Annotated in this window: 12 protein-coding genes; all 12 read left to right on the forward strand. The window is 60.2% G+C overall.

The genetic code is table 11. The annotated features are described in order from the left end of the window. The 12 genes from murC to CXQ93_RS16710 all read left to right on the forward strand — a co-directional run bounded on the left by murC (position 1) and on the right by CXQ93_RS16710 (position 13,908). Positions 1-1,458, forward strand: coding sequence for a UDP-N-acetylmuramate--L-alanine ligase (gene murC / locus CXQ93_RS16655; protein ID WP_258069081.1), 1,458 nt, complete (start codon positions 1-3; stop codon positions 1,456-1,458). Continuing rightward, a complete protein-coding gene (locus CXQ93_RS16660; RefSeq protein ID WP_104111548.1) occupies positions 1,451-2,731 on the forward strand; it encodes a cell division protein FtsQ/DivIB in 1,281 nt (426 codons plus the stop codon). Before murC ends, CXQ93_RS16660 begins: the two co-directional genes overlap by 8 nt. A gap of 318 nt (positions 2,732-3,049) precedes the next feature. Next, positions 3,050-4,219: a cell division protein FtsZ gene (gene ftsZ / locus CXQ93_RS16665; RefSeq protein WP_104111581.1), complete on the forward strand. Its 1,170-nt coding sequence runs from the start codon at positions 3,050-3,052 to the stop codon at positions 4,217-4,219. Positions 4,220-4,285: 66 nt separating this feature from the next. Further along, positions 4,286-5,026, forward strand: coding sequence for a polyphenol oxidase family protein (locus CXQ93_RS16670; protein WP_104111549.1), 741 nt, complete (start codon positions 4,286-4,288; stop codon positions 5,024-5,026). Between the two features lie 87 nt (positions 5,027-5,113). After that, on the forward strand, positions 5,114-5,902 hold the full coding sequence (locus tag CXQ93_RS16675; RefSeq protein ID WP_104111550.1) for a YggS family pyridoxal phosphate enzyme: 789 nt from the start codon (positions 5,114-5,116) through the stop codon (positions 5,900-5,902). Between the two features lie 49 nt (positions 5,903-5,951). Beyond that, positions 5,952-6,479 (forward strand): cell division protein SepF, encoded by a 528-nt coding sequence (locus CXQ93_RS16680; RefSeq protein ID WP_104111551.1) that lies wholly within the window; start codon positions 5,952-5,954, stop codon positions 6,477-6,479. Between the two features lie 188 nt (positions 6,480-6,667). Continuing rightward, complete coding sequence (locus CXQ93_RS16685) at positions 6,668-6,958, forward strand: YggT family protein (protein WP_062293714.1); 291 nt, start codon at positions 6,668-6,670, stop codon at positions 6,956-6,958. A 145-nt stretch (positions 6,959-7,103) separates the two neighbouring features. Further along, positions 7,104-7,778, forward strand: a complete 675-nt coding sequence (locus CXQ93_RS16690) for a DivIVA domain-containing protein (protein ID WP_104111552.1) — start codon at positions 7,104-7,106, stop codon at positions 7,776-7,778. Positions 7,779-7,951: 173 nt separating this feature from the next. Beyond that, positions 7,952-8,572 (forward strand): signal peptidase II, encoded by a 621-nt coding sequence (gene lspA / locus CXQ93_RS16695; protein ID WP_104111553.1) that lies wholly within the window; start codon positions 7,952-7,954, stop codon positions 8,570-8,572. Next, positions 8,565-9,488, forward strand: a complete 924-nt coding sequence (locus tag CXQ93_RS16700; protein ID WP_104111554.1) for an RluA family pseudouridine synthase — start codon at positions 8,565-8,567, stop codon at positions 9,486-9,488. Before lspA ends, CXQ93_RS16700 begins: the two co-directional genes overlap by 8 nt. A gap of 260 nt (positions 9,489-9,748) precedes the next feature. Then, the gene (dnaE, locus tag CXQ93_RS16705; RefSeq protein ID WP_104111555.1) at positions 9,749-13,315 is read left to right on the forward strand and encodes a DNA polymerase III subunit alpha; all 3,567 of its coding nucleotides are present in this window, start codon (positions 9,749-9,751) and stop codon (positions 13,313-13,315) included. After that, the gene (locus CXQ93_RS16710; RefSeq protein ID WP_104111556.1) at positions 13,315-13,908 is read left to right on the forward strand and encodes a hypothetical protein; all 594 of its coding nucleotides are present in this window, start codon (positions 13,315-13,317) and stop codon (positions 13,906-13,908) included. The genes dnaE and CXQ93_RS16710 overlap by 1 nt, the downstream gene beginning before the upstream one ends. Positions 13,909-13,937 lie beyond the last annotated feature (29 nt).

The following is a 13,937-nucleotide window of genomic DNA, read 5'->3' on the forward strand; positions in this document are numbered from 1 at the left end:
ATGACTGAGACGGGGAGCGCCACGATGTACACACCACCCACACTTGCCGAACTGGGACGTGTCCATTTCATTGGCATGGGCGGCGCCGGGATGTCGGCCATTGCCCGCATCATGGTGGGTCAGGGTCTGGCTGTCAGCGGATCCGATGCCAAAGACTCCGCCGGGCTGTCTCAACTAGCCACCCTCGGCGCCACCGTGTATGTGGGCCAGGCTGCCGCCAACGTGGCCGCCGTGGACACCGTGGTGGTTTCCACCGCCATCCGCGAAGACAACCCTGAGTTGCTTGCTGCCCGGGCGGCCGGGCTGCGCGTGCTGCACCGGTCTGAAGCACTTGCCGCGGCCATGGCCGATGACACTGTGGTGGCCGTCGCCGGCACGCACGGCAAGACCACCACTACCTCCATGATCACCGTCATGCTGCGTGGTGCCGGGGTCGATGCCTCCTTCGCCGTAGGTGGCACCGTTCAGGGTTTGGGTGTCAATGCAGCTCACGGCGCGGCCGGGGTATTTGTTGCTGAAGCCGACGAGTCGGACGCTTCCTTCTTGAACTACCGGCCCAAGATTGCCGTGGTCACCAACCTCGAGGCCGATCACCTGGATTATTACGGCACACCCGAGGCGGTCTTTGCCGCCTTTGGCCAGTTCGTGACGCTCATTCCTCGTGATGGCACCTTGGTTGCGTGTGCTGACGACGCCGGATCGGCTGATCTAGCTGCCCGGGCCGCAGCATCCGGGATCAACACCATCACCTATGGTTTTGCACAGGATGCAGATGTTCGACTGCTTCCGGGCAGTCATGACGGGCTGCTCACCACCGCGAGCATTGTGCTGCAGGGCTCCCAAGCAACGGCTTCCATGCACGACGTCGAACCGGGCACCTTGGCGTTGCGGCTGCAGGTTCCGGGTAACCACAACCTCAGCAACGCGGCCGCAGCCGTGGCCGTTGCACTGGCGCTCGGAGTGGACACCGGCCTTGCCCTCACCGCTCTTGGCACGTTCTCCGGGGCCGCGCGGCGCTTCGAAGCGAAAGGTGTTGCTCGCGGCGTGGCCGTGTACGACGATTACGCACACCACCCCACGGAAGTGACTGCCGCACTGCTGGCCGCCCGGACCGTGGCAGGTGCCCACAAGGTGCACGTGCTGTTCCAGCCGCACCTGTTCTCACGGACTGCCGAGTTCGCCACCGAATTTGCCCAAGCATTGGACCTGGCCGATACCGTGGCTGTCCTGGATATTTATGCTGCCCGCGAAGATCCCGTGGCAGGAGTGAGCAGCGAACTCATCACGAGGTCATTGACCAAGCCGTTCGGATATGCTCCGGATCCATTGGCGGCTGTGGCCAGGTTGTGTCAGGGTGCGGTTGCCGGAGACATTATCTTGACAGTCGGTGCCGGTGACGTGACAGAATTCGGCCCCATCCTTGTGGCAACCCTTGCCGCAGGCGGCGGCAATGGCTGAACCGCGCAAACCGCGAGTCATCCGCACCCGCAAGCCAGCCACGGGCGCGCTGCCTGTGGTCCCAGCGGTGGGCTCAGCTGCCGAGGTGCCGGCAACGCAGGCCCCCGGCTCTGCGGCGGCTTTCGGCACAGTGCGAGGCACCAGCGAAAAGGTGGCCATGCTCCCGGTGCCTCTCGACGACGCGAAGCCAACGCCCCGGGTGCCGCGTCCGGCGGCAATGACTCGTCCAACAAGTACCGGCAAGAAAACTGCTCCGGGGCCAGCTCAAGCTGCACAGACAAAGTCGGCACAGACTAAGCCAGCACAGCCAAAGTCAGCCCCAACGACGCACGTGCCAGGGAAGCTCGCGCCAAAGTCGTCCCTGCCAGTAAAAGCCGTTCCGAGGACGGTAGCGCCGGGCAAAAGAATTGTCGAAGAAGAATCAACAGCCACGGCTAAAGCTAAGGCTGAGAGCTCACTGCGGGGGAGTGCTGGCCGCGGAAGCTCGGTTGAGGGTGAGCCTGGTGCACCCGGGGACGGTAGCGCCGTAGCAAAGGTACTGGCGTTTCCGCTGCCGAGTTACAAGCGTCGCCGACGTACGATTTTGATCTCTGTCGCAGCTATTGTGGCGGTCCTGATCCTGGTGATGGGTATTGCCCTATATTCCCCGGCGTTGTCAGTACAGACCATTGAGTTTGAAGGCAACAAGTTAGTAAGCGAGGACACCCTGCAGGAGGCCTTGGCTCCCGTCATGTCACGCCCGCTCCCGCAAGTGACGGGGGCGGATGTTTCCTCGCTCCTGAGGCCGGTGGTGCAGGTGAAGAGCTCAAGAATTGAAGCCAGGCCGCCCTCCACCTTGGTAGTCCACGTGGTGGAACGAGTGCCGGTTGCGCTCTTGAAGAATGGTTCGGCGTATTCATTGGTGGATCAGGACGGGGTTGAGCTGGGCACCACCAAGGAACCGGCCAAGGCCGGCTTGCCACTGATCGATGGGGGCAAGGCGGCTATTGGAAAGGACACCTTCCAAGCTATGACCGGCGTTTTAGCAACCCTGCCCAAGTCGATTCTCAGCCAGCTGGCCAACGCGAGTGCTAAGTCCAGAGATACCGTGGAACTCAAACTCACCGACGGGCGGAGCGTCATTTGGGGCAACGCCAGCGACATGGAACTGAAGGCTCAGGTACTGGAAGCACTGCTCAATGCCCCGCTACCCACAGTCCCGGCGGGGAAGCCCGCTCCGGTGCCAGCAAAGGTGTTTGACGTCAGTGCGCCACGCCATCCGGTCACCAGATGATACTTTGGTGTCGGCGGCCACAGTTGGCCGGAGGGTGCGTAAGAGGACACAAAAGAGTCGTTTTGGACCTTTTTTACGCGGATTCGGGCGACACGCGGTGGCGGTAATTGCATGCGGCGCAGATGCGCAATAACGTCACAGACAAGAGTTAGTTGACATAACTATAACCTTCAACTTGAAGGTTAAGCTACCAAGGCTTCAGGCATTGCTTCAAGGTTGCTCCCAGGATTGATGCTGGCAGCTTGCAAGCGCATTGATTTCAGGTGGCAAGGTACGCTTTTTGATCTTCCAGCAACATACGAACAAGGGACACGTAACGTGGCAGCACCCCAGAATTACTTGGCAGTCATCAAAGTCGTCGGCATCGGCGGTGGCGGCGTAAATGCAGTGAACCGCATGATTGACGTGGGTCTGCGCGGCGTTGAGTTCATCGCCATCAACACAGACGCTCAGGCGCTGTTGATGAGTGACGCCGACGTCAAGCTTGATGTTGGACGCGAACTAACGCGTGGCCTCGGTGCCGGCGCCAACCCGGAGGTTGGTCGGCAGGCAGCAGAGGACCACCAGGAAGAGATTGAAGAAGTCCTGCGTGGCGCTGACATGGTGTTCGTAACAGCGGGCGAAGGCGGCGGAACCGGAACCGGTGGCGCTCCCGTGGTGGCCCGGATCGCCCGTTCCCTCGGCGCCCTGACCATTGGTGTGGTCACGCGCCCGTTTACCTTCGAAGGCCGCCGTCGCGCTTCCAGCGCCGATAACGGCATCGAAGAGTTGCGCGGCGAAGTTGACACCCTGATCGTCATCCCGAACGATCGCTTGCTGTCCATCAGCGACCGCAACGTCTCCGTCATGGATGCTTTCCGTTCCGCCGATCAGGTGCTGCTGTCCGGCGTCCAGGGCATCACCGACCTCATCACCACCCCCGGCCTGATCAACCTTGACTTTGCCGACGTAAAGTCGGTTATGCAGGGCGCCGGCTCGGCTCTGATGGGCATCGGTTCGGCCCGTGGCGAGGACCGCGCCGTCAAGGCTGCGGAACTGGCCATTGCCTCCCCGCTGCTGGAAGCCTCCATTGATGGTGCGCACGGCGTGCTGCTGTCTGTCCAGGGTGGCTCCGATCTTGGGCTGTTCGAAATCAACGAGGCAGCCCGCCTCGTTCAGGAAGTGGCTCACCCCGAGGCCAACATCATCTTCGGTGCCGTCATTGACGACGCCCTGGGTGACGAGGTCCGTGTCACTGTCATCGCCGCAGGCTTCGATGCCCCTGATGCTGCCCCCGTAGCTGCAGAGCCTGCTGCCGCTGTTGTTCCGCCGGCCCCTGCCGCCGTGCCCAGCAGCGCATCAGTGACCAACCTGAACCAGTGGGGCCAGCAGTCGGCATCTCACGTTCCTGCTGACGGTGGCTTTGATGTAGAACTGCCAGCTATCGTGGAGCCAGACCTCACCGGACACCGTTCCGATGACCTGGACGTCCCCGACTTCCTCAAGTAAGCAGTACGTGCCGGCGCCTACCGCAGCCGGCGCGCCGAACGTTCATGAATGGTCAGGTTGTCTTCTATGTTTTCCGCTCAGCAGGTGCGGCCAGGAATTTGGGTCGGTTTCACCGGCACGGAAACTGGCAACCTGGCCTTTCACGTTGGCGATGACGAGCACGCAGTCGTCCTGCGGCGTGTTGCGCTGAATGCCGCGCTGTCCCAGACGGCTGGCTCTCCGGTGTCTCTTGCCTTTATGAATCAGGTCCACGGAAACGTGGTGGCCACGATTTCAGAGAGTGCAAGTACTGGCGAGGTAACGCAAGTGCCCCGGGCAGCGCCAACGGCTGACGCCATGGTCTCCACAGGAGCTGCTCTTGCCGTAATGGTTGCCGATTGTGTCCCCGTGGTGCTTGTGGGTGATACCGCGGACGGCGGCGTCATCTTAGCTGTTGCCCATGCCGGGCGTCCCGGGGTTGAGGCCGATGTGGTGGGAGCCGTTGTGGCGAGCATGCATGCAGCCGGGGCCGCATCCATTGAGGGGTGGCTAGGCCCGAGCGTTTGCTGTCAGTGCTACGAAGTTCCCGAGACCATGCGGGCCTCCGTGGCCCGGAAGGTGCCTGCATCCTTTGCCACCACCTCGTGGGGCACGCCAGCGTTGGATTTGCCGGCTGCCGTTCTGGCGCAATTGGGGGCCAACAACGTCAGTGCCCATGCCAGCGGTGAGTGCACACTGGAAAACCCCGAGTTCTATTCGCATCGCCGTTCCATGAGCGACGGTTCGCCTGAAGGGCGTTTTATTGGCTTTGCCGTCTCGTCCCGTTAGTAGGCTCCCGCCCACGATTCCGTGGCTGTTGGGCACGTCCGCAGTCAGCTATTTCCCCGCAATTGCGCAGTGAAAGCAAATATTTCCATGAACTCTCAGGACCCCCGCACACTCCAACTTGCCGAACGCCTAGCCGTGGTCAAGGCGCGCATCATAGCCGCCCAGGCACTCGTTGCCCCGTCCGGTGCTGCTGCATCCGAGACCGGCGGACCCACGCTCATCGTCGTGACCAAGTTCCATCCTGGCGCCGATGTGCTGCGCCTGCGCAGCCTTGGTGTGGCTGACGTCGGCGAAAACCGCGACCAGGAAGCTGCTGCCAAGTCCTTGGAAGTGGCAGCCGCGGGTGCAGCGCCACTACGCTGGCACTTCATTGGCCAGTTGCAGAAAAACAAAGCCAAGTCGGTGGCGGCATACGCCCACTCCGTGCAGTCCATAGACAGAGATTCGCTTATTACTGCCCTGGCCAATGCGATGGCGAGGGAACGAGATTTCAGTGTCCGGGATCCGCTGGAGTGCTTCATTCAAGTGGATCTCTCTGAGGCCTATGCGGATCTGGGCAACGGAGCCGGCTCCGACGCTCCCTCGCTCGGCAGGGGAGGGGCAGCGCCGTCGGACGTCCTAAAACTGGCAGAACAGATCGCCGGATCGCCCCATCTAAGGCTCGCAGGGGTCATGGCGGTGGCTCCTCTGGGTCAGGCGCCGGCGCCAGCCTTCGAACTGCTGGCTGCCATCTCGGCGAGGTTGGTAGCGGAACACCCAAACGCTAGGGGTATTTCAGCTGGGATGAGCCACGATTTGGAGGCGGCCATGGCGGTCGGGGCGACACACCTGCGTGTCGGTTCCGATATCCTCGGACCCCGTCCCGTGGTGCTGTAGCGTTTTGAACACAGAGTTTTTTAGCTTTGCACACTAATGAGGAGCAACCATGGCTGGCGCTATGCGCAAGACAATGATCTTTCTTGGGCTCGCCGACGGTGACGAGCACTACGACGCGGAGTACGCGCCGACGTTGCCCAAAGAGGACACCCACGCAGACGTGTTTGAACGCGACGTTGCTCCGGCTCCGGCCGCTGCAGTGGAACCGGCCACACCCAAAGCCGGCGATGACGAATACCGCGCTCCGGTAACCCCCATCAAGCGTGCTGCATCTACCCGGGAAGAGGCTGAAAGTTTGCGCCAGATCACCACAGTCCATCCTCGTTCCTACAATGATGCCAAAATCATTGGGGAGAGCTTTCGGGATGGCATTCCTGTCATCATGAACGTCACCGACATGGGTGAAGCCGACGCCAAGCGCCTGGTGGATTTCTCCGCTGGTCTGGTCTTCGGTCTTCGGGGCTCCATCGAGCGGGTCACCAACAAGGTGTTCTTGCTCTCGCCGTCCTACATCGAAGTTTTGGGCGATGACAAGAAAATCTCCGACACGCAGGCCACCTTCTTCAACCAAAGCTAGTCGCACAACGCAATAAAAAGATTTCAACCAACTGCCCGGGCACTTTGTGTCCGGGCAGTTCGTTAAGCTGATGGACGCAAGTTCCGGTGAGTCCGGGGCAATCCCGCGCTCATTGCTTTACTCTGGTTGCAAGGCTCGTCCTTTCCTGCCGGTTCTTTTCCCGCCACCTAGTGATTGTGTGCACACGCGTGACAATTGTCTTTGCTCTCCTGTACCTGCTCCTGCTGCTCTACTTCTTGACGCTGCTGCTACGCATGGTCTTTGACTGGATTCAGGTGTTTGCTCGCGACTGGCGCCCCAAGGGTGCGGCTTTAGTAGGCGCCTCCGTGGTTTACCGGCTGACCGATCCGCCTTTGCGCAAGTTACGGGCCATGATTCCGCCACTTAAAATTGGGGCCGTTGCACTGGATATTGGCTTCCTTTTATTGCTTGTTGCAGTCGGCATTGGGATGAGTATCACAAGAAGTTTTGCTGGTTAGTGTCGCGTCGTTAGTTTTCGTCGACGAAAAGTTATATTGTAAAAGCGAAAGACCCAAGTTCAGATCTCCCGATTTGTATTCGGTACCGTAGTCCGGGCAGGTTTCGGCCGGTTTCTGACTCACATAAGACCAATGAGGTGACTAGATGGCGCTTACGCCAGAAGACGTTGTCAACAAGCGGTTCCAGCCGACAAAGTTTCGTGAAGGCTATGACCAGGACGAAGTCGACGATTTTCTTGACGAGATCGTCGTCGAGCTTCGCAGACTCCACCAGGAAAACGACGAGCTGCGCAAGCAGCTCGCAGACGGTGGTTCCAACACCGCAGCAGCTCCGGCTCCCGTAGCCCCGCTGCTGGCCAAGGAACCCGAGCCCGCAAAGGCCGAGCCCGTTGTCGTTAAGCCTGAGGTCAAGGAGCCTGTCAAGGCTCCTGAGCCCGTTGTTGAAGAAAAGGTAGAGGCAGCGCCTGCTCCGGCAGCTCCGCTTTCCTCCGCACAGTCAGCCAGCGGCGTTATCGCCTTGGCCGAGCGCTTGCATGACGAATACGTCAACGCCGGTGTTGAGCAGCGCGACAAGATCATTGCTGAGGCACAGATCGAAGCCAGCACGCTCGTCAACGATGCCCAGGAGAAGAGCCGTAAGACGCTTGGCGCCCTGGAGCAGCAGCGTTCAGTGCTTGAACGTAAGGTTGAGCAGCTTCGCGGCTTCGAGCGCGATTACCGCTCACGCCTGAAGAGCTACATCGAAGGCCAGCTGCGCGACTTGGACGCACGCGGCTCAGTGGCTGCCCCGGACTTTACCGAGAGCAGCCTGGAGTCCTAGCCTGAATAACTCAAAGCCGGTGGTGCAAGGAAACTTGTTCCACCGGCTTTAGTTTGTTAAACCAGTTTTCGAAAGCGGACAACGCACAACAGCCTCGTCATGGGGCTGCCGATATAGCCGCCTATGATTGAGAAGTACCTTTTGCCCGAATCACTCAAACAACCGAAAGTGTCATGAGCGAGAACTTTTTGCCGGCTACGGCACCCGCTGCCAAGTCCCGCCGCCGCCACTATTGGTGGATCTGGCTTGGCGTTGGCGCCTTTGCCTACCTATGCGACCAGCTGACCAAATGGTGGGTGAGCTCCACCATGGAAATTGGTGAGAAGATCCCCGTCATTCCAGGGGTGTTGCAGTGGTACCACATTCTCAATTCCGGTGCTGCCTTCTCCATTGGTGAGAACTTCACGTGGGTTTTCACCATCATCATGGCGTGCGTTTCCGTCGGGATCGTGATTTTCTCGCGCAGGATTGCCTCCATCTGGTGGGCTATTGGCTTAGGCCTGGTCTTGGGTGGCGCCCTCGGTAACCTGACAGACCGGCTGTTGCGTCCGCCGTCGTTCGCCATGGGGCACGTGGTTGATTTCATTTCCTTCCCCAACTTCGCCATCTTCAACATGGCAGATATGGCCGTCGTGGGCGGGGTCATTGTGATCTGCCTCCTGACCCTGTTGGGAATCGGCATGGACGGCTCCAAGGCAGCAGCGAGCACGTCCGGCAAGGCGAACGACAACGCGGCCACGGAAGCCAAGACTCCAGACGCACAGAATTCAGATAATGAGGAACGCAATGACTGAGACATTCTTGATTCCGGAGGACGTTTCCGGAAGCCGGGCCGACGCCGGACTGGCAGCGCTGCTGGGCATCTCCCGGTCCGCTGCGGCACTGTTGTGCACCGAGGGTAATGTCCTGCAAAACGGTGCTGCCTTGGGTAAAAGCGACAAGTTCGTCCTGGGTGCCAGCATTCAGGTCACCATTCCTGAGCGTAAGGATCCTCTCGAGGTTGTGGTGGAGCCCGTGGACGGGTTGAATATCTTGCTCGATGACGAGCACTTCGTGGTGGTTGACAAGCCCGTGGGCGTGGCAGCACACCCCTCGCCGGGCTGGGTTGGTCCCACAGTAGTGGGCGGGCTGGCTGCGGCCGGCTTCCGCATCTCCACCTCAGGTGCGCAGGAACGGGTGGGCATTGTGCACCGTCTGGACGTGGGTACCTCCGGCGCCATGGTGGTGGCCAAGACCGAGCATGCCTACACAGTGCTCAAGCAGGCCTTCCGCGAGCGGACCGTGGAGAAGATTTACCACGCAGTGGTTCAGGGCTTGCCCGATCCGCTTCAGGGCACCATTGATGCCCCTATCGGTCGGCACCCGGGTCATGACTGGCGCTTCGCCGTCATTGAGGATGGACGTCCCTCCATAACCCACTACGAGGTGCTGGAGGCGTTTGGCAAGGCAACACTGGTGGAGGTGCACCTGGAGACGGGCCGCACTCATCAAATCCGCGTACACTTTTCTGCGCTGCGACACCCCTGCGCCGGCGACCTGACGTATGGTGCAGACCCCTCTTTGGCTGCCGAGCTGGGGCTGACCCGCCAATGGCTGCACGCCCACAAGCTCGGATTCACGCACCCGGCCACGGGGGAGTGGGTCAGCGTCACCAGCCCGTACCCGCAAGACCTGGAGTACGCCCTGGATCACCTTCGCGGCGAACACTAGCAACCCCGCATCACTTCCCGGCGGTTTTTCTCGAACGCCGCACCACCTTACGGCGGTTTTTCCGGAACCCCGCATCACTTCCAGGCGGTTTTTCCCGAACCCCGCACCACCTCCGTGGTGCGGGGTTCGCTAATGCCGCCGGGAAGTGGTGCGGCGTTGGCCCTCTGACGCCGTAAAGTGGTGCGGCGTTAGCTCGATGACGCCGTAAAGTGGTGCGGCGTTGGGAGAGAGGGGTGGAGAATCAGCACTAGAATGGTTCGGTGGCTAGCTCATCGACTGACAGTTTTGTTCATCTTCATACGCACACCGAATATTCCATGCTGGACGGTGCGGCGCGCCTGACCGAACTCTTTGATGAGGCCAAGCGGCTCCAAATGCCCGCTCTGGCCACCACTGATCACGGTTACTTGTTTGGCGCCTTCGACTTCTGGAAAAAGGCCACCGACGCCGGCATCAAGCCCATCATTGGCGTGGAAGCTTACGTCACCCCGGGTACGGCTCGCACCGACAAGACCAGGGTGAAGTGGCGTACGGAAGAGGCGCAGAAGAAGGACGATGTCTCCGGCGGTGGCTTCTACACGCACATGACTCTGCTCAGCTACAACAACCAGGGCATGCGCAACTTGTTCCGCGCCTCCTCGATTGGGTCCTTGGATTCGCCCATGGGCAAGTACCCGCGCCTGGACCGGGAGCTGCTCAACGAATACCACCCGGGACTTATTGCCACCACCGGCTGCCCCTCCGGCGAGGTCCAAACCCGTTTGCGTTTGGGCCAGTACAACGAGGCGAAGGCTGCCGCGGCCGAGTTCCAGGACATCTTCGGCAAAGAAAACTACTTCTGTGAGCTCATGGACCACGGTCTGGACATTGAGCGCCGGGTAACCAAGGATCTTCTCCGCCTCGCCAAAGAACTGGCGATTCCACTGGTTGCCACGAATGATCTGCATTACACCCACGAACACGACGCCAAGGCTCACGAGGCTCTGCTGGCGTTGCAATCGGCCTCCACACTCACCGAACCCACCTATGACCAGGGTGGCAAGCGCTTCGCCTTTAACGGCAGCGGCTACTACCTGAAATCTCCTGCGGAAATGCGGGCGCTATTCTCTGAACTCCCTGAGGCCTGCGATAACACGCTGCTGATCGCCGAGCGGTGCGAAGTTTCCTTCAACACCAACGCCAACTACATGCCGCGGTTCCCCTGCCCGCCGGGTGACGATGAAACGTCGTGGCTTGTTAAAGAGGTCGACGCCGGGCTGAAGTACCGCTACCCCAAGGGCATCCCGGACGATGTACGTGAGCGGGCCGATTATGAGCTGGGCGTCATCATCAAGATGGGCTTCCCCGGCTACTTCCTGGTGGTTGCTGACTTCATTAACTGGTCCAAGGACCACGGCATCCGCGTTGGTCCCGGCCGAGGTTCCGGTGCCGGTTCCATGGTGGCCTACGCCATGCGCATCACCGATCTGGATCCCATCCATCACGGGCTGATCTTTGAGCGCTTCCTGAACCCTGAGCGCGTCTCCATGCCTGACTTTGACGTTGACTTCGATGATCGTCGCCGCCACGAGGTCATTAAGTATGTGACCGAAAAGTACGGCGATGAGCGCGTCGCCATGATCGTCACCTACGGCAGCATCAAGACCAAGCAGGCGTTGAAGGATGCCTCACGCGTCCTGGGCCACCCCTTCAGCATGGGCGAAATGCTGACCAAAGCCCTTCCTCCGGCAGTCATGGCCAAGGACATCCTGCTCAATGACATTGAGAACCCCGAGGCCAAGCGCTACAGCGAAGCGGCGGACTTCCGGAACCTGATGAACACCGATCCCGAGGCCGCCAAGGTCTTTGAACTGGGCAAGGGACTCGAAGGGCTCAAACGCCAGTGGGGTGTGCACGCCGCCGGTGTGATCATGAGCTCGGATCCCATCATCGATGTCATTCCGATCATGCGCCGCATCCAGGACGGGCAGGTCATCACCCAGTTTGACTACCCCACCAGTGAAGGCCTTGGCCTCATCAAGATGGACTTTTTGGGGCTGCGAAACCTCACCATCATCACTGACGCGCTGGAAAACATCAAAGCCAACCAAAATGTTGACCTTGACTTGGAGACGCTGGAGCTCGACGACGTCGGATCTTATGAGCTCATGGCCCGTGGCGACACGCTGGGCGTTTTCCAGCTAGATGGTGGCCCCATGCGCGGGCTACTCAAGCTCATGCGCCCGGATAACTTTGAAGATATCTCTGCTGTTTTGGCTCTGTACCGGCCAGGTCCCATGGGTGCCGATTCGCACACCAACTATGCCTTGCGCAAGAACGGCCTGCAGCCGATTACCCCCATCCACCCCGAGCTAGAGGAACCTCTGGCCGAGATTCTGGGTGGTACCTACGGGCTGATCGTGTACCAAGAGCAGGTTATGTCCATTGCGCAGAAGTTGGCCGGCTATTCACTGGGCCGTGCCGACATTTTGCGCCGTGCCATGGGTAAGAAGAAGAAGTCTGAGCTGGATAAGCAGTATGCCGGCTTCCATCAGGGCATGGTGGACAATGGCTACTCCGACGCCGCTGTCACCACCCTGTGGGGCATTTTGCTGCCGTTCTCCGATTACGCCTTCAACAAGGCCCACTCGGCGGCTTACGGCGTCATTAGTTACTGGACCGCTTACCTCAAGGCGCATTACCCGGCCGAATACATGGCTGCGCTGCTGACTAGCGTTGGTGATGACAAGGACAAGCTTGCCCTCTACCTGAACGAATGCCGCCATATGGGCATTACGGTGCTGGCTCCGGACGTGAACGAATCCGCCTTGAACTTCACTCCGGTGGGTCACGATATCCGCTTCGGTATGGGTGCCATCCGCAACGTTGGTGCCAATGTGGTCAACGGACTGGTGGATTCGCGCAAGGAGAAGGGGAACTTTGAAAGCTTCTCCGACTTCCTGATGAAGGTTCCCGCGGTGGTCTGTAACAAACGCACCATTGAATCTCTCGTCAAGGCCGGTGCCTTCGATTCCCTCGGTCATGCCCGGCGGGCGCTGGCCATGATTCACGAAGAAGCTGTTGACTCCGTCATTGGGATCAAACGTAACGAGGCTGTTGGCCAGTTTGACCTCTTCGCCGGCATTGGTGGGGAAGAGGAACCTGAGTCGGCTCTCATCACAGAGATCCCCGACCTGCCCGAATGGGAAAAGAAGGACAAGCTGGCGTTTGAACGCGACATGCTGGGCCTCTACGTTTCTGACCATCCCCTGCGTGGACTTGAAGGCATCCTCAGTCAGAACGCGGACATGTCTATCACCCAACTCTTGGGCGACGACGGCCCCCAGGACGGGCACATCATCACCATTTCCGGCATGATCACCAACCTGCAACGTCGCATCGCCAAGAGCAGCGGTAATCCCTATGCCCGCTGTGAAATCGAGGACTTGGGCGGCTCCATTGAAGTCATGTTCTTCGGCCAGACCTACGGACCCATTGCCAACGTGTTGGCTGAGGACTTGATTGTGGTGGTCAAGGGAAGGCTCCAAAAGCGCGACGACGGTGCCGTCACCTTGAACGCCATGGAAATGACCGTCCCTGACCTCACCGAAGGCATGTCCGGCCCGCTGGTGATCTCCATGCCCGAACATAAAGCCAACGAACAGATTCTCGAGGCGCTGAAGTCAGTGCTCAATGATCACCGCGGCAACACCGAGGTCAAGATGCACCTCGCCGGAACCCGCTCCATGAAGGTCATGAAGTTGCCATTGCACCACCGCGTCAACCCCACGCCGTCGCTCTTTGGCGACTTAAAGGTCTTGCTCGGTCCCACCTGTTTGGAAGGCTAATGATGAACGATTCCATGGCCCGGCTAACACCGGCCACAAGGTCGCGAAAAACGAGCCGACCCGCCGCCATTTGGCAGCGCTGGATGCGCGTCAGTTTAGCTTTGGGAGCCGTCATGGGTGCAGCATGGTTTGTGCTGGCCCCGGGCGGCGCCATTTACGGGGATGGAAAGGACTACGCCACCTGGTTCCCTCGCGATCTGGCACTGGCTGCCCTGATGCTCGTGGCCGGTGTCTTGTCGGCAGTGCTGTTGTTGCGGCAAGGACGCAAGACTCCGCACATCTGGGGATCGGCGGCCCCAACGCTGGCCCTGCTAGTTGCCGGGCTGGCCGGCTCGGTGCTGGCCTGGCGCGTCGGTGTGTTCGCCGGAGACCTCTTCCAGACGGTGCCGGATAATCTGCCCAGCCCCAGCATGATTTTCTCGCTCCGCTCACCCGCGGTGCTCCTGCTCTGGCCGCTGGCCAGCGCGGCGGTGCTATTCGTGGTCCACTTTGCCCACTATTTGGTGCCTCCCGCCAAAGAACGTTCGGAGGCCCCATCGCCGGAGGTCACCGCGGCGCAGCAGCCTCAGGTGAGCGAAGCAGCAGTCCAGTAACGGCGGCTACGGGGCCCGGACCACACGGG

It is taken from the genome of Arthrobacter sp. N199823 (genome assembly GCF_002929705.1).
Lineage (GTDB): Bacteria > Actinomycetota > Actinomycetes > Actinomycetales > Micrococcaceae > Specibacter.